We start from the raw sequence: 21470 nt of genomic DNA, 5'->3' as shown, positions 1-21470 counted from the left end.
GGGGAGGTTAAGAAGAAGGAGAGAAAACGTATGAGAAAAGTATTATCAGTAGTACTGGCAGCGACGATGGCGATGAGCCTGGCGGCCTGCGGCGGCAGCGGCGCAAAGACTGACACAAAGACTGACACAAAGGCAGCAGACGCAGGAACGGCAGCAGGTGACGAGGCATCTGCAGATGATTACTACATCACCATCAAGTTTTCCAACGTATTTCAGCCGGCAGAGTGGAACTACAAAGCCAGCGAATATCTGGCAGACCTGGTAAAAGAGAAGACCGATGGTCATATCACTCTGGAGTATTACGGACAGAACCAGCTTGACTGCTACGCGGAGTCTGTAGCACAGGCACACAACGGCGCTGTCTGGATGGGTCTGGAGGAGCCGTCCTACTTTGCTGATTACATCGGCGATTACAACGTATTAGTTGGACCGATGCTTTACAAGAACAATGCAGAGTACAATGCAGTGATGGATTCTGATATTGTAAAAGATCTGAATGCAAAACTGGCAAGCGAGCACAACATCCACGTTCTGGATACACATTATTCGTTCGGATTCAGAAGCGTATGTACGAACAAGGTAGTTGAGAAACCGGCTGACTTAAATGGTCTGATCATGCGTTCGACCGAGTCTCCGCTGTTTGTTAAGACGATTACCTGTCTGGGTGCTACCCCGTCTGCAATGAGCTTTACGGAGTGCTTATCTGCTATGTCCAGTGGTGTTGTTGATGGTTTCGAAGGTTCCATCTCCACCCTGAAGGATACAGGTGCTTATGAGTACACCAAGAAAGTTGCAAACACGAACCACTTCATCGCAACCCGTTGGTTATTCATGGCTGAGGACGTATATCAGTCCATCCCGGAAAAATGGAGAAACATCCTGGATGAGTGCTGTGTAGAAGCTGGTAAGTGGGAGCAGGAAAATGCTGAGAACGACGAAGCTTCCATGATCGAGTTCCTGAAAGACAAAGGCGTTGAGTGGAATGATGTAGATGTTGATGCATTCACAGAGGCTTGTGCTCCGGTTTACGACTGGATCGTAGACGAGTACGGCGCAGATCCGGAACTTCACCAGAAGCTGGTTGATTTCCTGAATGACTACCGTGCAAACAACGAATAATGTAAATTATTCCGAACAAATACAGTATTTTAAAGCAATTATGAAATGGTAAAACGTAACGGTTATCAGAACCGCTGCGGAGAAGAAAGTATATCTGCCCGGGCTGTCAGAACGAAGAAGATTGTCTGAGGTCCGGGCAGGCTTCCGACAAACGTATAGTGCCGGAAATATGAAACTGCTGGTAACTGTTCAGTAGGTCTGCGCATTTACTGCGCTGACCGTACGAAAACATGGGCCAGCAGGCAAAAATCCCATTGCCGTAGGCAATTTTTAATGGATTTTTGCGCGTGACTGTGAAGGTACTGAACAGTTACAACTGCTGGAATGATGACTGTATGACAGAACAGTCGTCGGTTATGCAAAACTGACTGCCATTATGAATGCATGAGGATAGACTATGGAAAAGAAAAAAATCACACTGGGGTCGGTGCTGGTAAACCTGGATGCAATTATTACCTGCGTGACACTGACACTCTGTACAATCGTTGTAAACGCAAACGTCCTTATGCGCTATTTCCTGAAAAGACCGTTGTATTGGTCGGAAGAGGTCGCTACGGGGCTCTTCGTCTGGACCGTCTTTATTGGAAGCGCATATGCGTACCGTAAGCACGCACATCTGGGCGTAGACATCCTGATCAACATTCTTCCGGAGAAGATAAGAAAAGTTGTTAAGGTTATTATGGATCTTCTGGAGCTTGTTACTCTGATTATGCTGACCAGAACAAGCGTCCAGTATGTGATGAACACGATGGATAAGCTGACTAATACGCTGCGTGTTCCGAGCTGGTATATTTCCGGCGCGGTTCCGATCGGATTTGGGCTTTCATTGATTTTCTGTATTTACTTTTTGGTTAAGGATATTATCAAGGTATTTAAAGGGAAAGGGGGAAATAACTGATGGGACTCGAATTAATTGAACTCGTTCCGATTTTTATGGTATTTATTCTCTATTTCCTGGGAATGCCGATTGTATATGCGCTGTTTGGTTCAACCTTCTTTTATTTTACATTTATTGATACAACCAGTAAAAACTGGCTGATCTTACAGAAGGTTATGACCTCTACACAGTCGTTCTCGATGTTAGCGATTCCATTTTTCGTTATGGCTGGTTCCGTCATGAACTACGGCGGCATCAGTGACAAGATGATGGATTTCGCGGAAGTGCTGACCGGTCATATGAAAGGCGGTCTGGCACAGGTAAACGTAGTACTTAGTATGCTGATGGGCGGATGTTCCGGTTCGGCCAACGCAGATTGTGCGATGCAGTCCAAGATGCTGGTTCCGGAGATGGAGAAGAGAGGTTACTCCAAGGCGTTCTCCGCAGCGATCACAGCGGCTTCCTCGGCTGCTACACCGGTTATTCCGCCGGGAGTAAACCTGATCGTTTTTACACTGATTGCACAGATTTCCCTGGGTCGTACGTTTGCGGCTGGTTATATTCCGGGTATTCTGATGGCAATCTCGATGATGATCGTTGTTTCGATTATTGCACATAAGAGAAACTACCCGACCACCCGTGAAAAATTCCCGTCTCTGAAAGAGATCGTGAAACAGGGTATTACCTCTTTCTGGGGTCTGTTCTTCCCATTTGGTATCATCCTGGGAATGCGTTTTGGCATGTTTACCCCGTCTGAGGGCGGTGCGGTAGCCGTTCTTTACTGTATTATTATCGGACGTTTCGTTTACAAGAAACTATCCCTGAAAGAGCATCTGGTTCCGATCCTGCTTGACAGTATCGCCGGTACTTCCAGCGTTGTCCTGATCATGGTTGCAGCGAATGTATTCGGTTACTACATGACCTGGATTAACCTGCCGAGAGTCGTGGCAACTGGTATGTTAAGCCTGACAACTAACAAGTGGCTGTTCCTTATGGCATGCAACGTAATTCTTCTGATTATGGGTATGTTCCTGGAAGGCGGCGCGGCGCTGATGATTATTACACCTCTGCTGCTTCCGGTTGCAAGACAGCTTGGAATCAATGATTACCACTTTGGACTGGTAGCGATCGTTAACATCATGATCGGTGGTATTACACCTCCGTTCGGTTCGATGATGTTCACGACCTGTGGTATCACGGGATGTCCGATCAGTGAGTTCCTGAAGGAAGTATGGCCATTTATCGTGTCCCTTCTGGTTGTTCTTCTGCTTCTGACCTTCTGCCCGTTCTTAATTACATGTGTACCGGATCTTCTGTACGGCGCAGCATAGAAACAGATTGACAAAACGTTAATAAATTGGATATAATAAAGCCTGTGAGATTAAGAGCAGAAAGGCAAACGTAGAAATACGGATGCTTTCTGCTCTTTTTTGTTCCATAAAAGATACCGGTATCGGTCATGGAAGAGTCTTGTGGAGCGAAAAAGAACTGTGTTCTAGAAGCTTTACGGGCTTGCAGAGGGAGAAAAAATGGCAGTTTGGAAATGGATTGTGGAGACGGCGGCGACCTGGACAGCGGTCGGCATCTGGATTCGTCTGCTGTTTTCGCTGGCAGTGGGAATGTTCATTGGAATTGACCGTGGTTTGAAACGGCGTGGTGCGGGTATCAAGACGCATGTGCTGGTCTGCCTGGGTTCAGCGCTTGTCATGCTGACGAGTGAATATATGTTCCGGACATTTCCGTCCGCGAAAGCGGACATGGCGCGGATGGGCGCACAGGTTATCAGCGGCATCGGATTTTTAGGAGTCGGCACGATCATGGTAACCGGGCGCAATCAGGTGCGTGGACTGACCACGGCGGCATGCCTATGGGTGTGTGCCTGTGAAGGACTGGCAGCCGGTATCGGATTTGTGGACGGCGCGTTTTATGGTCTGATTCTGATTGCAGTTACCTTGAAGCTCCTGACACGCGTGGATACAATGATTCACGAGCATGCGAAGGTGTTTGATTTCTATCTGGAATTTACCAGCAGCCGGTGTGTTGGGGCGTTCATGGATACCATGCGTTCCAAAGATGTGAAAATCGTGTCTTTTGATATTGCCAAGAATAAGTTAAAGGGCGAGGGTCCGTCCGCGACGATGTCGGTCGAGGTGCAGGACAAGTCGCTCCGGAAAGCGCTTCTGGGCGACATTCAGGCGATGGAGGAGATCCGGTTTGCAGAGGAGCTGTAGCAGCTAAAGGGTTCAGATGGTCTTACGCACGAAATGCAGCAGAAATAGGATGAATTGTCTAAACAAACAGGATAGTTGAAACGAGAACAAGAAAACATTTAGTATAAATAATGGAGGATCACAGTATGAACGGAAATACATACGACGTAGTGATTATCGGAGGCGGCGTCATCGGCAGCAGCATCGCCAGAGCGCTTTCGAAATATGAGTGCCGCACCGTGCTTCTGGAAAAAGAAGAGGATGTCTGCTCCGGCACATCGAAGGCAAACAGTGCTATCGTCCATGCGGGCTATGACGCAAAGACAGGTTCTTTAAAAGCAAAGCTCAATGTAAAAGGCAACGCCATGATGGGAGATTTATCCAAAGAACTCGATTTTGATTTCAAGCGGAATTCCTCCCTGGTACTCTGCTTCGCGCAGGAGGACCGCCCGGCGCTGCAGGCACTCTATGAGAGAGGCGTGGCAAACGGTGTGCCGGATATTTCCATTCTGACCGGCGATGAGGTCCGCAAGATGGAGCCGAACGTCAGCGGGGAGGTTGTGGCAGCGCTCTATGCACCGACCGGCGGCATCGTATGTCCATTTGGTCTGACGATCGCGCTGGCAGAGAATGCCTGTGATAACGGCGTTGAATTCGTATTCAACACAAAAGCAGAAAAAGTTGAAAAAACGACAGAAGGATACCGTGTGATAACCAACAACGGTGTCTTCGAGACAAAATATGTCGTGAACGCAGCCGGCGTGTATTCTGACGAGATCCACAACATGGTTTCGAAAAAGAAGCTTCACATTGTGCCGCGCCGCGGCGAGTACTGCCTGCTCGATAAAGAGGCTGGCAACCACGTATCAGCGACCGTATTCCAGCTTCCGGGCAAGTATGGCAAGGGAATCCTCGTCAGCCCGACGATTCACGGAAATCTCTTAGTCGGACCGACCGCGGTGGATCAGGAAGATAAGGACGGAACCTACACGACCGCCGAGGGACTGGCAGAGGCATGTGAGAAGGCAACCAAGAGTGTTAACAACATTCCGTTCCGTCAGGTCATCACTTCCTTCTCCGGTCTGCGTGCCCATGAGGACGGCGATGATTTCATCATCGGTGAGGCGGAGGACGCACCGGGCTTCTTCGATGCAGCCGGAATCGAGTCTCCGGGACTTTCCTGCGCACCGGCGATCGGTGAATATCTGGCTGGGATGATCGAGGAAAAAGCTGGATTGGGCAAGAATCCGAATTTCAATCCGGTCCGCAAGGGCATCGTGAAAGCAGCACGTTTAAATACGGAAGAACGCGCAGAACTGATCCGCAAGAACCCGGCATACGGCGCAATCGTCTGCCGTTGCGAGACAATCAGCGAGGGGGAGATCGTGGATGCGATCACCCGTACACTCGGCGCACGCTCGATGGATGGCATCAAACGGCGCGTCCGTCAAGGTATGGGACGGTGTCAGGCAGGCTTCTGCACTCCGAGAGCGATGGAAATTCTCTCCCGTGAGACGGGAATCCCGATCACAGAGATCTGCAAAAACCGCAAAGGTTCCGAAATGATAAAAGGTGAGGAGGCATAACCATGATTCAGCATGACATTGTAATTATCGGCGGCGGTCCGGCTGGACTGGCAGCGGCAGCAGCGGCAAAGAAAAGCGGCGCAGAGGATATTCTGATTCTGGAGCGCGACAGCGTGCTGGGCGGTATCTTAAATCAGTGTATCCACAATGGTTTTGGTCTTCATACCTTTAAAGAAGAGCTGACCGGACCGGAGTATGCGGCACGTTATGAGGAAGAAGTGAAAAAGCTGGAAATTCCGTACCGCTTAAACAGCATGGTACTGGATATCAATAAAGACAAAGAGATCACAGTCGTAAGCCGCAGCGAGGGACTGGAGCTCATCAAGGCAAAAGCGATTATCCTGGCGATGGGGTGCCGCGAACGTCCGAGAGGCGCCCTGAACATTCCAGGGTATCGTCCGGCAGGTATCTACACTGCTGGTACGGCACAGCGTCTCATGAACATCGAGGGTCATATGGTCGGTAAAGAGGTTGTCATCCTCGGTTCCGGCGATATCGGACTGATCATGGCGAGACGTATGACACTGGAGGGCGCAAAGGTTAAGGTCGTAGCGGAGCTGATGCCGTATTCGGGCGGTCTGAAGAGAAATATCGTACAGTGCTTAAATGACTTTGATATTCCGTTGAAGTTAAGCCATACGGTTGTGAATATCGAGGGAAAAGAGCGCGTGAAAGGCATCACGCTGGCACAGGTCGGACCGGACCGCAAACCGATTCCGGGTACCGAAGAGCACTATGACTGTGATACGCTTCTGTTATCCTGTGGCCTGATTCCGGAGAATGAGCTGACGAGAAATATGGGCGTGGCGATGAACCCGGTTACCTCCGGCCCAATGGTCAATGACCGTCTGGAAACAGGCATCGAGGGTGTATTTGCCTGCGGCAACGTGCTTCATGTACATGATCTGGTTGACTATGTATCCGAGGAGGCAGCGCTGGCAGGACAGAACGCAGCGAAATATGTGAAATCCGGCGAGACGAAGAAAGGTCACAGCGTGACACTCAAGGCAGAAAATGGCGTCCGCTACACGGTACCACAGTCGATCGATACCGAGGCGATGGCAGACAAGCTGACCGTTCGTTTCCGTGTGGCAGATGTTTATAAAAACCGCAGCATTTCCGTTTATTTTGACGGAGAGCGTGTGAGCAGCCGCAAAAAACGCGTGCTGGCACCGGGTGAGATGGAGCAGGTAATACTGACGAAGGAAAGTCTGGAGAAATATCCGGATCTGAAAGAAATAACCATTTGCACGGAGGTGGATGAGTGATGGAAGTAAGAGAACTGACCTGTATCGGATGTCCGCTGGGCTGTCAGCTCACTGTGACGATGGGAAATGGCGAGATCAAGGTAGAAGGAAATACATGCCCGCGCGGCGAGGCGTATGCAAAGAAAGAGGTAACCAATCCGACGAGAATCGTTACCTCAACGGTACGCGTCGAGGGCGGCACGATCGAGAGAGCAGCGGTCAAGACGGCTTCGGATATCCCGAAGGGCAAAATCTTTGATTGCATGAAGGAGATCCGCGCCGTGAAGGTGGCAGCTCCGGTGCATATCGGGGATGTGATTATCGCAGACTGCGCTGGAACCGGGGTTGCGGTTGTGGCGAGCAAGAATGTAGGGCGGGCGTAAAAAAACGTAAAAGTGACGCCGCCAGCCTGTTGCAGAATATAAAGATGAGAGATGGGAGGTTGTACAGACTCATAGAAGAGATTTGTACGGCTTCCCATTTTTGAAATTAAGATTTATGAAAAACGTGCTTGCATATTTGTGCAGGATTGGATAAAGTTGTTTTGGAAAAAAATTTAGTGTTTACATATTTACAGAGATAAAAATTACAAGGAGAGAGGCATGGAAAAACGTGAAATTTTAAAGGAGACAGAACTGTTTGTCCTCGATATGGACGGGACGTTTTATCTGGATACGGATGTGCTCGACGGGGCGTTGGATTTTCTGGAGGAAGTGAAGAAAGCAGGGAAGAGATATGTATTTTTTACGAATAATTCGTCGAAATCTTCGAAAACATATATTGACAAACTGGCAAAAATGGGGTGTTATATTAAAAGGAATCAGATCATTACATCCGGGGATGTGATGATTCAGTATCTGAAAGAGTATTATCCTGAAAAGAAAGTCTATCTGGTGGGAACGCCGGACCTGGAGGAGAATTTCCGTGAAAATGGCATTCTTCTGACAAGGGAGATGCCGGATGTGGTCGTGATTGGCTTTGATATGACATTGACCTATGAGAAGCTGGAGCGCGCCTGCACGTATATCCGCAACGGCGCTGTGTTCCTGGCAACGCATCTGGATATCAACTGCCCGACGAAGGAGGGATTTATCCCGGACTGCGGCGCAATGTGCGCGGCAATCTCCTTATCGACCGGAAAGGAGCCGAAGTATGTCGGAAAACCATTCAAGGAGACCGTGGATATGGTTCTGGAGATGACCGGGGCAAAGCGCGAGGCAATGTCGTTTGTCGGCGACCGGATCTACACGGATGTGAAAACCGGCGTGGTAAATGGGGCACACGGAATCCTGGTGCTGACCGGCGAGACGAAGCTGGAGGATGTACCGAAGGCGGATGTCGTGCCGGATGCGATTTTCACAGGGCTGAAAGAGATGGGAGAAATACTCAAGACTATGAGAGAAGAGGAAGCATAGAATGACAATGCTTGAATTACTGGAGGAATCTCCGATAATCGCAGCGATTAAGAGCTGGGAAGGGCTGGAAAAAAGTCTTAAATCTGAATGTAAGGTAGTATTTGTGCTGTTTGGCACGATCTGTGATATTGATCAGATTGTAGCGCGCATCAAGGACGCCGGGAAGGTGGCGATCGTCCACGTGGATATGATCCAGGGACTGAGCACCAAGAGGGTGGCGGTCGATTTTATCGCCCACAATACGCGGGCGGACGGTATTATCAGCACAAAAAATACACTGGTGGAGCGCGCGAAGGAGATGGGACTTTATGCGATCCAGAGAACCTTTGTTGTGGATTCGATCGCACTCGATACATTGAAAAAACAGATCGAAATGTTCCGACCGGATGCAGTCGAGATCATGCCGGGGGTGATGCCGAAGATTCTTAAGATCATGCGCGAGTACACCGATATTCCGCTGATCGCCGGGGGACTGCTGTCTGACAAAAAAGATGTGATGGCGGCCTTTGAGGCGGGTACGGATGCCATTTCAGCGACGAATGAAGCGGTGTGGTACGTGTGATTTTAAAACTTAAACGATTTAGACGCTGTGAGTGACAGATATATTTGAAATAATGAAATTGATAAAAAAATATCAATCATTTCGCGATTTCGCTTGATTTTTTATCATGAATGCATTAGAATGATGAAGTAATCTCTTTTGGTAAAAATAGATAAAGAGAAGAAAAGGCGAGCTTTCACAGTGTACAAAATATAAGAACCGTGAAAAGGTAAAGCGGTTGCAAACTATACATATGTACAGTGGGGGACACTGAAATCCCTGGTTTGGTGAGAAATGTCAGACAAAATTCAAGTCGAACGTCCGCGAGACTTGGCGCGTGATTCTGGTCAGCGAAGCTGACAATTTCACACAGACGGGAGCTGCCGGATAACAGGAAAGGGGTATTAAGATGGCTAAGATCGATTTAAGCAAGTACGGAATCACAGGAACAACGGAGATTGTTTACAACCCTTCTTATGAAATGCTGTTTGAAGAAGAAACCAAACCGGAGCTGGAGGGCTATGAAAAAGGTCAGGTCAGCGAGCTTGGTGCAGTAAACGTTATGACAGGTATTTATACCGGACGTTCCCCGAAAGACAAATTCATCGTTATGGATGAGAACTCTAAGGACACAGTATGGTGGACTTCAGACGAGTACAAGAACGACAACCATGTAGCATCCAAAGAGACCTGGAACGCAGTAAAGGATATCGCTTTAAATGAGCTCTCCAACAAGAGACTGTTTGTAGTAGATGCTTTCTGTGGCGCAAATAAAGACACCCGTATGGCGATCCGTTTTATTGTGGAGGTTGCTTGGCAGGCTCATTTCGTAAAGAATATGTTCATCGTTCCGACCGACGAAGAACTGGCTAATTTCGAACCGGACTTCGTAGTATATAACGCTTCCAAGGCTAAAGTTGAGAACTACAAAGAGCTTGGATTAAACTCTGAGACAGCTGTTGTCTTCAATATCACAAGCCGCGAGCAGGTTATCATCAACACCTGGTACGGTGGAGAGATGAAGAAAGGTATGTTCTCCATGATGAACTACTACCTTCCGTTAAAGGGCATCGCTGCTATGCACTGCTCTGCTAACACCGACTTAAATGGCGAGAACACCGCTATCTTCTTCGGACTTTCCGGAACCGGCAAGACTACCCTTTCTACCGACCCGAAACGTCTTCTCATCGGTGATGACGAGCACGGCTGGGATGACAACGGTGTATTCAACTTCGAGGGCGGCTGCTACGCGAAGGTTATCAACCTGGATAAAGAGTCTGAGCCGGATATCTACAACGCTATCAGACGTGATGCACTGCTTGAGAACGTTACCCTGGATGAGAACGGCAAGATCGATTTCGCTGATAAGAGCGTAACCGAGAACACCCGTGTATCCTACCCGATCGATCATATTCAGAATATTGTACGTCCGGTATCCTCTGCACCGGCAGCTAAGAACGTTATCTTCCTGTCTGCAGACGCATTCGGAGTACTTCCGCCGGTATCTATCCTGACACCGGAGCAGACACAGTACTACTTCTTATCCGGATTTACAGCAAAACTGGCTGGTACCGAGCGCGGCATTACCGAGCCGACCCCGACCTTCTCCGCTTGCTTCGGACAGGCTTTCCTGGAGCTGCATCCGACCAAATACGCAGAAGAGCTGGTTAAAAGAATGGAGAAGAGCGGAGCAAAAGCTTACCTCGTAAATACAGGCTGGAACGGAACCGGCAAACGTATCTCCATCAAAGATACCCGTGGTATCATCGATGCTATCTTAAATGGTGACATCCAGAAGGCTCCGACCAAGAAAATCCCGTACTTCAACTTCGAAGTACCGACCGAGCTTCCGGGCGTAGATCCGGCTATCCTGGATACCCGCGATACCTATGCAAACGAGGCTGAGTGGGAAGAGAAAGCAAAAGATCTGGCAAGCCGTTTCATCAAGAACTTCGCTAAATACGAAGGAAACGAAGCTGGCAAGGCTCTGGTAAAGGCTGGTCCGCAGTTATAATGCCAGAAATAAATGGTAAATAAATCCAAGAGGTAAACCTGGTGAGATAGAAAACCTCCAGTTTGTTTGGATGAGAAATGTGATTCTCATTCGAATGAACTGGAGTTTTTTGTGTTACTGTTCACGGGTAGGCACTTTTGGAACCGAAAGTGCCGTAAGAAAACGTGGTGGCAGCAGGAATTTGCCGTATTTGAATGCGAAGCCACGGCAAATTCCGTTACTGGGCACGCATGCGTGTACAGTAACGTTTTTGTTTCTGCAAAACACATGTTTGGATTTGGGTATTTCGTGAAGTTCATGGATATGTTATAATATATACTCTCGGAATCTTTCTGCGCTTGATTTTGTGAGATGATTTTTTGTCAGTTGTTCCTGAATTTCTGAGGCATATGCGGTGCGTACGCCTCAGAAATTCGGGTGCGGCTGGCGGAAAATCAGCCACAAAAGCAAGTGCAGAAAAGACTTCTGGAGTTAATAGAGAAGGGAGGATCCTGCCATGCAGAAACCAGTTTCCAGGCGTGCGTATATTGCCATCGATTTAAAATCGTTCTACGCATCGGTCGAGTGCGTAGAGCGCGGTCTGGATCCGTTGACGACGAATCTGGTCGTGGCGAATCCGTCGCGGACGGAGAAAACGATTTGTTTGGCGGTGTCACCGTCACTGAAATCCTATGGTGTGCCGGGGCGTCCTAGGTTATTTGAGGTGATTCAGCGGATTAGGGAAGTCAATGAGGAACGCCGCAGACTGGTGCCGGGACGTCAGTTCCGGGATAAATCGTGGAGAAATGAAGAATTAAAGGCGGATCCGTCGCTGGCGGTCAGCTATCTGGTTGCGCCGCCGAGAATGGCATACTATATGAAATGGAGCACGCAGATCTACCAGATTTATCTCCGGTATGTGGCACCGGAGGACATCCATGTGTATTCGATTGACGAAGTGTTCATGGATGTGACGGAATATCTGGGGATTTACAAGGTTTCGCCGCGCGAGCTGGCAAAGGGGATCATCCGCACGGTGTTAAAGGAAACAGGCATCACGGCGACGGCGGGGATTGGGACGAACCTGTATCTGTGCAAGGTGGCGATGGATATTGTGGCGAAACACGTGGAAGCGGACAAGGACGGCGTGCGGATTGCCGAGCTGGATGAGCAGAGTTATCGGGAACTTTTGTGGACGCATGAGCCGCTGACTGATTTCTGGCGGGTTGGACCGGGCTATCAGAAGAAACTCTGGCAGGCGGGACTTCGGACAATGGGCGATATTGCACGTTGTTCACTGGGAAAACCGGGCGAGTTTTACAGCGAGGAACTGCTGTACCAGATGTTCGGCATCAACGCCGAGCTTCTGATTGACCATGCGTGGGGCTGCGAGTCGTGCACGATCGCACAGATACGGGCGTACAAGCCGCAGAGTAGCAGCCTGGGCTGCGGACAGGTGCTTCACTGTCCGTACACGGCGGACAAGGCGCGGATCGTGGTTCAGGAGATGATTGACGGGATCTCGCTGGAGCTGGTGGAAAAACGGCTAGTGACCGATCAGCTCGTTCTAACGGTCGGATATGACATCGAAAACCTGACCCGCCCGGAGATACGGAAAGTATACAAGGGACCGGTAACAACCGATCGCTACGGGCGGCGTGTGCCGAAGCATGCACATGGAACGTGGAATCTGCCGCGTGCGACTTCGTCCTCAAGCGAGCTTCTGGAGGCGATGGCGGCTCTGTATGATAAGATTGTCAACCCGGCACTTCTCATCCGCCGGATGTCGCTCTCGGCATGTCATGTGGTAAATGAGAAAATGGCGAAAGAGCGTGAACAGAAGGAAACATTTGAACAGCTTGATTTGTTTACCGATTACGCAAAAAAGGAAGCAAAAGAGAAGGAAGAACAGAAAAAACGCGAGCGGGAGCGCCGGATGCAGGAAGCGCTTCTGACGATCAAGAAAAAATACGGAAAAAACGCGGTGCTGCGCGGGATGAACTTTGAGGAAGGCGCGACCGCCAAGGAGCGCAACGGGCAGATCGGGGGACATCAGGCGTAGATGGAAGATCAATATAGAGTGAATGAATTTGAAAACTTAAAAGGTGGACGAAGCCAAACCCAAAAAGGGCAGGAAAGTGACGCCCAGCGCCGCTACGGCGATATCCTCGGTCATTCTTACCCATTTCCCTTGCGCCATGCACGGATGCCGGTGGAGGACCGGGCGGCGCAGTTCGCCTCGTTTGCGGCACTGAATGGCTATGAGGAGGCGGTAGAGGAGGAAGCGCGCCTGACCGAGCGGGAGATCGATCTGGATGACAGCGTGCGCGAGATGATCAATCAGACGCTTGTAGAAGCGGAGGAGCAGCTGATGCGTGGCGAGACGGTTCGGCTTTCTGTGACCTGGTTCCAACCGGACGTGCACAAGGATGGCGGCGCTTACCGAACGGCAGCAGGACGATTGAAGAAAATCGACTATTACCGGCAAGTTTTGTGGTTGGCGGAAATAAGGAGTGGAAATCAGCCTGGACTTGAAAATATAGGCGGGGAGATCGCGGTAAATTTTCCACAGATCTGCCGTGTGGAGCTGATAGAAGAGGAAGTGGAGTGAAATGTTACATGGCAGCACAGTTGCTGAAGCTTTGTATGGACCTCCTGACCGGCAAAGGAAAATATCGTTACTGTTTACGGGTAGGCACTTTTGGAACCGAAAGTGCCGTAAGAAAACGTGGTGGCAGCAGGAATTTGCCGTATTTAAATGCGAAGCCACGGCAAATTCCGTTACTGGGCACGTATGCGTGAACAGTAATAAAATATCAGAAATCCGTAAGAAAAAAGCACTTTTACTTTTGAATGAAATAGGGTAGACTGTTAGAACAGAGAAAACCAGATAGAAGAGCTGAATACGGAGTATAAAGAAAAATATTTCACTGGTTTTAGAAACTAAAAAGTGCCTGGGAAGTTTTGAAAAATTTCAGAGAAGTCCCTGGGAACAGACAGGGAGCAGGCATAAGAACAGTCGGAAGGAGATTCAAATTATGAAAAAAAAATCGTTATATATTGCAGGAATTTGTGCAGCACTGTCGGTAGGTGCGCTTGGGTGCGCTTCCAGTGCAAAAGCGGGCGATGAGGAGAATAAGACGGCTGTCGAAGATACGAAGGCAGCTGGGGAGACTACTGCAGCGGAAACCAGCGAGAGTAATACGGTTATCGAGAAAAACGCCTCGTCCGGTCCGGCATCCGGTACAGGAAAGAAGGTTTCATCCGAATTTATTTGTGTTTATGGTCCGGTTTCGGAGGTTACCAGCGATTCCGTCACGATTGACAATCAGTCGGGAATCAGCAGTGCCGGCGAGATGGTGATCACATTTTCACCGGAAACGCCGATTTTTGACGCAGAGACAGGCAATCCGGTCGATATGACCGAGGCGGAGACGGGAACAGTTGTATATGCCTACATCGGGGAGGCGATGACGATGAGCGAGCCGCCGATCACGAACGGACAGCTCTTCTTCGTCCATGTAACCGATGTGAGCGCCGTGCCGGTTTACACGGAGATCGGGTCGGTGAAAAAGAGTGCCGAGAATGATGATACCGTCTGTGTGAAAGCAAAGGATGGCGTGACCTATACTGTCAGCGCTGAGACACGTATTCTGCCGTATTTAACCCGGAACATCGTGACCGCAGACGATCTGGAAGCGGGAAAGAAATGCGCGATCTGGGCGGACGCGGAAGGAAAGGTATCGAGACTGGTGCTGTTTCAGCAATAAGGGCGGATGTGCATAAAGCGATAAAATTATAAATATGTCATGTAGATCGGACGGTTTGAACAGTGAAAAACACAGCGAAAAACCGTCCGATTTTTGGTTTGACTTTTTGTTGCACAGTAAAATACATTTGTGAAACAAAAAAATTGCATAAATGCATATTGGCTGCTCTGGTTGAAGCGCCGGAAAAGCAGACTTTCAGTCTGTATATAGATGAATTGCTATATGACAAGACAGATGTAATAAAAAGTGTCAAAATTTCATTGACACAGCTTTTCTCTTAGAGGTATAATCACAGAAGTTTACCGTGTGGAAGCTATATGGACAGAGAAATATGGCGTGGCAAAGATGTCGGATACATTGTAAAGAAGAAAATGAACCGCAGCTGTCGGAAAAATGGTATGGTTTCTGTCAATCGATGGGGATTCGGAAGCGTGAACAGAGCGGTGAAAAAAGGAGAGGGAAAAGAGATGGATCAGGAGATAAAGCAGCGGATCGAGACATTAAAAAAAGAGAAGGATGCCGTGATTCTGGCACATTATTACGTAGATGGAGAAGTGCAGGAGATTGCCGATTATGTGGGCGATTCGTATTATCTGGCGGAGCTGGCGACGACGGTGCCGCAGAAGACGATCATTTTCTGTGGCGTGTCATTTATGGGCGAGAGTGCGAAGATTTTAAGCCAGGAGAAGACGGTTATCATGGCAGACCGGAGCGCGGACTGTCCGATGGCTCACATGGTTGAGGTGGAGAAGATCCGCGAAGTACGCAAAGAGTATCCGGATGTAGCCGTTGTCTGTTATGTGAACTCGATGGCGGAGATCAAGGCAGAATCGGATGTCTGTGTTACCTCATCGAATGCACTCAAAATCGTGAAAAAACTGCCGAACAAGGATATTTTCTTTATTCCGGATGAGAATCTGGGACGTTTTATCGCAAAAAAAGTGCCGGAGAAACATTTTATTTTCAATGACGGTTTCTGCCATGTACATAAGAGTATTCATGCGGAAGATGTAAAGAAAGCAAAAGAGCTGCATCCGGAGGCAGTTGTGCTGGCGCATCCGGAGTGTACCGGCGATGTGCTGGAGCTGGCAGATTTTGTCGGAAGTACCTCCCAGATTATTGATTATGCGACGAATTCGGATGAGAAAGTCTTCCTGATCTGCACCGAGATGGGCGTGTTCTATGAACTGCTGCAGAAGAACCCGGAGAAGAAGTTTTTCTCCGTAGGTCACCGCCAGTTTTGCCCGAACATGAAGAAGGTTCATCTGGACAGCGTACTGCGGGCGCTGGAAAATCCGGAAGAGGAAGTGGAGATGGATGAGGCGATGCGGCAGAGGGCGGTTGGTCCGCTGGCGCGGATGCTGGAATTGGCAAAATAAAGGAATAAATAAAGATACAATATAAACAAATAGACCAAAAAGGATCATTCAAAGGATTCCCACAGAAAATGCTGCAAATCAGCGTTTTCGGCTGTGATTGCCTGTCAGGAAAACATACAATCACAGCTAGAGACCAGACAGCGGCATTCCCTGTGGGATTTAAATTTTAAATGGAACGTCTCTGCTTATTCAGCCACAACCGCTTTCACAATCTCCGCAATATACATATCATGATAGTCCTTTTCCGGATAGAACTTGCTGTCAGCGTCCTTATCAATAAAATCTGCCGGATTCATGGATGTGCGGTACATTTTGCGGCAGATGAGGATGGTGTCAGCTTCTTCAAATGCCGGTACGCCGTCGATGAAGACCGGGGTCAGGCCGGCTTCCTTGATTTTGTCGTGGTCACGGCCAGATACGGAGCCGCAGAGTTTGAGAGCATCGCGGTGTCCGTCTTTTAAGAAGCTGACGGAGAAGAGTTCTTCTTTGTCTATAAATTCTTTGGTGTAGCGCTGGGGACGGATATAGCAGGTAACAGCCGGTTTGCCCCAGAATACGCCTGCGCCACCCCAGCTGGCAGTCATGGTGTTGAATTTATCCTCGGTGCCGGCGGTTAAAAGCATCCAGTCGGAACCGATGCGGGTAAACGGGTTAAAATTTAATTCTTCTGGCTTTATTTCTTTGAAGCTCATCGAAAAATCCTTCCTTTCCTGTCTGAATTGATTATTCTGTGAGTACCTTACCATTATCAGAGAAGAAAATCAAATATATTTTCGAAAATTCATTGACAGATGAGAAAAAAAGAGGTAGTCTTTAAATTAAGGTTAGAGACATCTAACTTGAGTTGCGGCATTCTAACCCGAGTTTGTTCATGCTAATTATGTTTTGTTTTTGATGAAACACAATATAATATGAGCACTTAGTGCGAGTCGTATCTAAGGACTTAATGAGGCTGAGCCAGAGGCAAAAGCGGAATTTAGTACTTGCAAAAAGAGTGGCAAGCAGAGTATGCTATATATTTTAAACGAACAGTTAGTCTGCGCTAATAAAAAGCCGGGTTGTGGACGGAAACGGCAGATGTGCGGAAAAATAATTTAGAAGATATGGAAAGAGAGATGATACGATGCAGCAGAGAGAGCAGATTATCAGCGAACTGAAGAGACGGGGGAAACGGATGACCGATCAAAGAAAGATCATGTTGGATGTGATCTTGGAGGGAAGATGGAGCAGTTGTAAGGAGATCTACTACGAGGCATCCAAGCGCGACCCGGGGATCGGCAAGGCAACGGTGTACCGGATGATTGCAGTGCTGGAAGAAATCGGCGTTTTAAACCGTTGCCGCCAGTATTCTCTGCGGAATGAGGATGAGCTGTCAAGTATAACTTCGGATGCCAGTTGATAAAAAATCTCAATAAGGAAAGTTAGGTTTGACTATCATGGGGGTAAGCTGTTACCATCTACTTGTACCTCAGAAATGAGTCATTAAACGCAGCTATATTCGCATTTGAAATGGAATAAATAGTTTTCAAAAATCATATGTGAATATAATTTAGATAATATCAGAGGAGGAGTAATCATGATGGACATTTTCAAATTAAAAAAATTAGGTTTATTTGCAGGCGGCGTTTTGTTCGGAACAGCAGGTGTTAAGATTCTTGGCAGCGAGGATGCAAAGAAATTTTACGTAAACTGCGTAGCAGCCGGACTTCGTGCACGTGATTGTGTGATGACCACCGCTACCAATATTCAGGAGAACGCTGAGGACATCCTGGCTGAGGCAAAGCAGATCAACGAGGCTCGCGGCTATGAGAGCTTTGGTGAGGATGAGGATTTCAACGAGACTGCTGAGGCAACCGAGGCCGCACCGGAGGCTGAGAAGGCAGAGCAGTAATAGCAACTCCAAGAATACATGAATCTAAATAACAGGGGGGGCTGCCGCAAGATAGCATGGGATGCTATCTCGCGGCAGCTCTTCTATAACCGGAGGAAGATGAATCATGAAATTCATTATAAAGCATGAAATCAAAGGAAGAATCCGTATCAGCCTTGCCCGGAAATTCCATACCGTGCGCGAAGCGGACGTTTTGGAACAGTATCTGCTTGGTCTGGACGGCGTGACGGCGGCTAAGGTGTATGAGCGGACAGCAGATGCGGTTATCTATTATAAGGAGGATCGGGAGGCGGTACTCGTACAGGTAGCGGCGTTTGATGGTCAGATTACCGAAAAACAGGAGATGGCAGTTAAAAGCAGCGGACGCGCCCTGAATCAGGAGTACAAAGAAAAGCTGATTCAGAAGGTACTGACCCGCTTTGCGACGAAGACATTTCTCCCGGCGCCGGTCCGTGCGGTATACACGTCCGTGCAGGCGATCCGTTATATCGTGAAAGGTATCCACTGCCTCGTATTTAAGCGCAAGCTGCATGTGGAGGTGCTGGATGCGACGGCGATCAGTGTTTCCCTTCTGCGCCGCGATTTCAATACGGCTGGCTCCGTTATGTTCCTGCTCGGCGTCGGTGAGCTTCTGGAGGAGTGGACACATAAGAAATCCGTTGGGGATCTGGCGCGGAGCATGTCCTTGAACGTGGAAAAGGTCTGGAAAAAAGTGGACGGGACCGAAGTCTTTGTACCGCTTTCGGATGTTACCGCGGGCGACGAGCTGACCGTCCATATGGGTACAGTGATTCCACTGGATGGTGTCGTAGTAAGCGGCGAGGCGATGGTAAACCAGGCTTCGATGACCGGCGAATCCCAGCCGGTCAGAAAAGAGCCGGGCAGCTATGTTTACGCAGGAACCGCGCTGGAAGAGGGAGAGATTACCTTCAAGGTAGAAAAATCCGCCGGTTCCACCCGTTATGAGCGTATCGTACAGATGATCGAGGATTCGGAGAAGCTCAAATCATCCGTTGAAGGCAAGGCGTCGAACCTGGCAGATGCACTCGTTCCGTGGAGTCTGGGCGGTACCGCGCTTACCTATCTGTTGACCCGCAACGCGACGAAAGCACTGTCGATCCTGATGGTTGATTTCTCCTGCGCACTGAAGCTGGCAATGCCGCTTGCAGTCCTGTCTGCGATGCGTGAGGCAAGCCAGCATCACATTACGGTCAAGGGCGGCAAGTTTCTGGAGGCTGTTGCCGAGGCGGAGACGATCGTATTTGACAAGACCGGAACCCTGACCAAGGCAAAACCGGTTGTATCTGATGTAGTATCTTTCAATGGCATGGAGAAGGAAGAACTGCTTCGTATCGCAGCCTGCCTGGAAGAACATTTCCCGCATTCGATGGCAAACGCGGTCGTACAGGAAGCGAAAAAACGTCATCTGGTACATGAGGAGATGCACTCGAGAGTGGATTACATCGTAGCGCACGGTATCGCTACCTATGTGGGCGAAGAACGCGTCGTGATTGGAAGCCACCATTTCGTATTTGAGGATGAGAAGTGCACACTGCCGGAGGATGGAAAAGAGAAGTTTGAGAACCTTCCGGAAAATTGTTCCCATCTTTACATGGCAATCGGCGGACAGCTTGCAGCCGTTATCTGTATCGAGGATCCGCTGCGTGAGGAAGCGCCGTCTGTCATCCGCCAGTTAAAAGAGGCTGGATTTAAGCGCATTGTCATGATGACTGGCGACAGCGAGCGGACCGCAGCGGCGATCGCGAAGAGGGTCGGCGTGGATGATTATTTCTCCGAGGTACTTCCGGAGGATAAGGCGCGCTTTGTTGAGGAGGAGAAGGCGAAAGGCCACAAAGTTATCATGATCGGTGACGGCATCAACGATTCACCGGCTCTGTCAGCGGCAGACGCGGGCATCGCAGTCAGCGAGGGCGCGGAGATTGCCAGAGAGATCGCGGATATCACGATTAAGAAAGATTCCCTGGATGAAGTCGTGCTTCTGCGTCATCTGAGCATGGATCTGATGAAACGTGTCCATGGAAACTACCGTTTCGTCATCAGCTTCAACCTAGGTCTGATTCTCTTAGGCGTGGCTGGTATCATCACACCGTCGATGTCGGCGCTGCTGCATAACAGCTCGACACTGGCGATCAGCTTAAAGAGCATGACGAACCTGCTGCCGGAGGAAGAGCGGGAAGAGGCGTAAGGAGTCTGGATACGGGCTTGATTGTATCCTCAATTATAAAATAAGTATAGTGAAACAGATGTAGAATGGGAAGAAAAAAGCCTGTTTTACATCTGTTTTTCTGCTATCTATTAACATTTGTTTTTTTATATAAATAATGCTATAATCGAAAAGCATCAGGGAACGTAAACTAAATAGGAGGATAAACCTTTCATGAAAAATGACTTATTCACAATCGGCAGCATCACGATCCACGGCTACGGTCTGATGATCGGCATCGGCATTATCGCTGCGTATTACCTGGCAGAGTACCGGGCAAACAAGCGGGGGATGGATGTCGATATGATCCTCTCGATCGCGATCTGCGGTGTTGTATGTGGAATTTTAGGTGCAAAACTTCTGTACTATGTCACAATCTTTGACGAAATTCTGGCAAACCCGAAGAAATTGTTAGATATCAGCGATGGATTTGTTGTGTACGGCGGCATCATCGGCGGCGTGCTGGGCGGCTATGTGTTGAGCCGGATCAAGCATATTTCCTTTTTCCAGTATGCGGATCTGGTCATGCCGTCGGTTGCGCTCGCGCAGGGCTTTGGACGGATCGGCTGTTTCTTGGCTGGCTGCTGCTACGGTATGCCGACCCACAGCCATTTTGCGATCGTGTTCCACGATTCGGACTTTGCCCCGAACAACATTCCCCTGGTTCCGACCCAGCTCATCTCAAGCGGTCTGGATTTCCTGCACTGCCTTCTGCTTCTCTATGCGGCGAAAAAGTGCAAAAAACAGGGGCAGGTGGTATCACTGTATCTGATCTGCTACAGTCTGGGACGCTTCGTGCTGGAATTTTTCCGCGGTGATTTGAACCGGGGAGCGGTCGGATCCCTCTCGACTTCACAGTTTATCTCGTTGTTTATCTTTGCGGCGGGCGTGGCGATGTTTGCGTTCTGCGGGAAGAGGACGGAAGTACCGTTAGAAAAGTGAAAATTTTCAAATGTCAACCCAAATAAAAATCATTCTTGACATTTTACCAAAATTGCTGTATGATACCTCTGATATGGAAAGTCTTAACATTTTAAGAGTCATCCATGCAAATATATCTGACCACCTGTGAAACAGGGAATGGCCATACGGACAGCCGGGTCAAATGCCGATTGGCAGTGCGAACTGCCCTATTGATTGAGTTAAAAGCTCAATTTTATAAGTTGGTTACTTTACAACCAGTGCTCATGCACATCAACTTGTAAAACGGTCAATAAG

Annotated in this window: 19 protein-coding genes; 18 read left to right on the top strand and 1 reads right to left on the bottom strand. The window is 48.8% G+C overall.

Features of this window, described 5'->3' with window-relative positions; all coding sequences use genetic code 11:
• Nucleotides 1-30: 30 nt before the first annotated feature.
• The 14 genes from dctP to nadA all read left to right on the top strand — a co-directional run bounded on the left by dctP (nucleotide 31) and on the right by nadA (nucleotide 16137).
• Nucleotides 31-1119 (top strand): TRAP transporter substrate-binding protein DctP, encoded by a 1089-nt coding sequence (gene dctP / locus DW739_RS03685; protein ID WP_118742633.1) that lies wholly within the window; start codon nucleotides 31-33, stop codon nucleotides 1117-1119.
• 397 nt (nucleotides 1120-1516) lie between these two features.
• On the top strand, nucleotides 1517-2017 hold the full coding sequence (locus DW739_RS03680; RefSeq protein WP_107000140.1) for a TRAP transporter small permease: 501 nt from the start codon (nucleotides 1517-1519) through the stop codon (nucleotides 2015-2017).
• Nucleotides 2017-3327 carry a TRAP transporter large permease gene (locus DW739_RS03675; RefSeq protein ID WP_181357154.1) on the top strand — a complete coding sequence of 437 codons (1311 nt, stop codon included), beginning with the start codon at nucleotides 2017-2019 and terminating at the stop codon, nucleotides 3325-3327. Before DW739_RS03680 ends, DW739_RS03675 begins: the two co-directional genes overlap by 1 nt.
• 198 nt (nucleotides 3328-3525) lie before the next feature.
• Nucleotides 3526-4227: an MgtC/SapB family protein gene (locus DW739_RS03670; protein ID WP_118742632.1), complete on the top strand. Its 702-nt coding sequence runs from the start codon at nucleotides 3526-3528 to the stop codon at nucleotides 4225-4227.
• A 125-nt stretch (nucleotides 4228-4352) separates the two neighbouring features.
• Nucleotides 4353-5792, top strand: coding sequence for an NAD(P)/FAD-dependent oxidoreductase (locus tag DW739_RS03665; protein ID WP_118742631.1), 1440 nt, complete (start codon nucleotides 4353-4355; stop codon nucleotides 5790-5792).
• Between the two features lie 2 nt (nucleotides 5793-5794).
• Nucleotides 5795-7060: an FAD-dependent oxidoreductase gene (locus DW739_RS03660; RefSeq protein ID WP_022359839.1), complete on the top strand. Its 1266-nt coding sequence runs from the start codon at nucleotides 5795-5797 to the stop codon at nucleotides 7058-7060.
• Nucleotides 7060-7422 carry a DUF1667 domain-containing protein gene (locus tag DW739_RS03655; RefSeq protein ID WP_118472037.1) on the top strand — a complete coding sequence of 121 codons (363 nt, stop codon included), beginning with the start codon at nucleotides 7060-7062 and terminating at the stop codon, nucleotides 7420-7422. Before DW739_RS03660 ends, DW739_RS03655 begins: the two co-directional genes overlap by 1 nt.
• 219 nt (nucleotides 7423-7641) lie before the next feature.
• Entirely contained in the window at nucleotides 7642-8454 is an 813-nt protein-coding gene (locus tag DW739_RS03650; RefSeq protein WP_118742630.1) for an HAD-IIA family hydrolase, read from the top strand.
• A gap of 1 nt (nucleotide 8455) precedes the next feature.
• Entirely contained in the window at nucleotides 8456-9016 is a 561-nt protein-coding gene (locus DW739_RS03645) for a glycerol-3-phosphate responsive antiterminator (RefSeq protein WP_107000135.1), read from the top strand.
• Between the two features lie 388 nt (nucleotides 9017-9404).
• Nucleotides 9405-11009, top strand: coding sequence for a phosphoenolpyruvate carboxykinase (ATP) (gene pckA / locus DW739_RS03640; protein WP_118523506.1), 1605 nt, complete (start codon nucleotides 9405-9407; stop codon nucleotides 11007-11009).
• 496 nt (nucleotides 11010-11505) lie between these two features.
• The gene (locus DW739_RS03630; RefSeq protein WP_118742629.1) at nucleotides 11506-13050 is read left to right on the top strand and encodes a DNA methylase; all 1545 of its coding nucleotides are present in this window, start codon (nucleotides 11506-11508) and stop codon (nucleotides 13048-13050) included.
• A complete protein-coding gene (locus tag DW739_RS03625; protein WP_117796438.1) occupies nucleotides 13051-13599 on the top strand; it encodes a hypothetical protein in 549 nt (182 codons plus the stop codon).
• Between the two features lie 427 nt (nucleotides 13600-14026).
• Nucleotides 14027-14758, top strand: a complete 732-nt coding sequence (locus DW739_RS03615) for a hypothetical protein (protein WP_118742628.1) — start codon at nucleotides 14027-14029, stop codon at nucleotides 14756-14758.
• 467 nt (nucleotides 14759-15225) lie between these two features.
• A complete protein-coding gene (gene nadA, locus DW739_RS03610; RefSeq protein WP_118742717.1) occupies nucleotides 15226-16137 on the top strand; it encodes a quinolinate synthase NadA in 912 nt (303 codons plus the stop codon).
• A 185-nt stretch (nucleotides 16138-16322) separates the two neighbouring features.
• On the opposite strand, the gene DW739_RS03605 is transcribed toward nadA, so the two are convergent.
• The gene (locus tag DW739_RS03605; RefSeq protein WP_107000129.1) at nucleotides 16323-16829 is read right to left on the bottom strand and encodes a flavin reductase; all 507 of its coding nucleotides are present in this window, start codon (nucleotides 16827-16829) and stop codon (nucleotides 16323-16325) included.
• 431 nt (nucleotides 16830-17260) lie between these two features.
• Here DW739_RS03605 and DW739_RS03600 point away from each other — a divergent pair, with 431 nt between their 5' ends.
• The 4 genes from DW739_RS03600 (at nucleotide 17261) to DW739_RS03585 (ending at nucleotide 21194) form a co-directional block, all read left to right on the top strand.
• Nucleotides 17261-17536, top strand: coding sequence for a transcriptional repressor (locus tag DW739_RS03600; protein WP_107000128.1), 276 nt, complete (start codon nucleotides 17261-17263; stop codon nucleotides 17534-17536).
• Between the two features lie 177 nt (nucleotides 17537-17713).
• Complete coding sequence (locus tag DW739_RS03595) at nucleotides 17714-18028, top strand: DUF6110 family protein (protein WP_022359851.1); 315 nt, start codon at nucleotides 17714-17716, stop codon at nucleotides 18026-18028.
• 106 nt (nucleotides 18029-18134) lie between these two features.
• Complete coding sequence (locus DW739_RS03590) at nucleotides 18135-20234, top strand: heavy metal translocating P-type ATPase (protein WP_118742627.1); 2100 nt, start codon at nucleotides 18135-18137, stop codon at nucleotides 20232-20234.
• A 192-nt stretch (nucleotides 20235-20426) separates the two neighbouring features.
• Nucleotides 20427-21194, top strand: a complete 768-nt coding sequence (locus DW739_RS03585; protein WP_118637040.1) for a prolipoprotein diacylglyceryl transferase — start codon at nucleotides 20427-20429, stop codon at nucleotides 21192-21194.
• The last annotated feature ends 276 nt before the right edge of the window (nucleotides 21195-21470 follow it).

It is taken from the genome of Clostridium sp. AM28-20LB (genome assembly GCF_003480665.1).
Lineage (GTDB): Bacteria > Bacillota > Clostridia > Lachnospirales > Lachnospiraceae > Otoolea > Otoolea fessa.
This window is presented reverse-complemented; position numbering and strand designations above follow the sequence as displayed.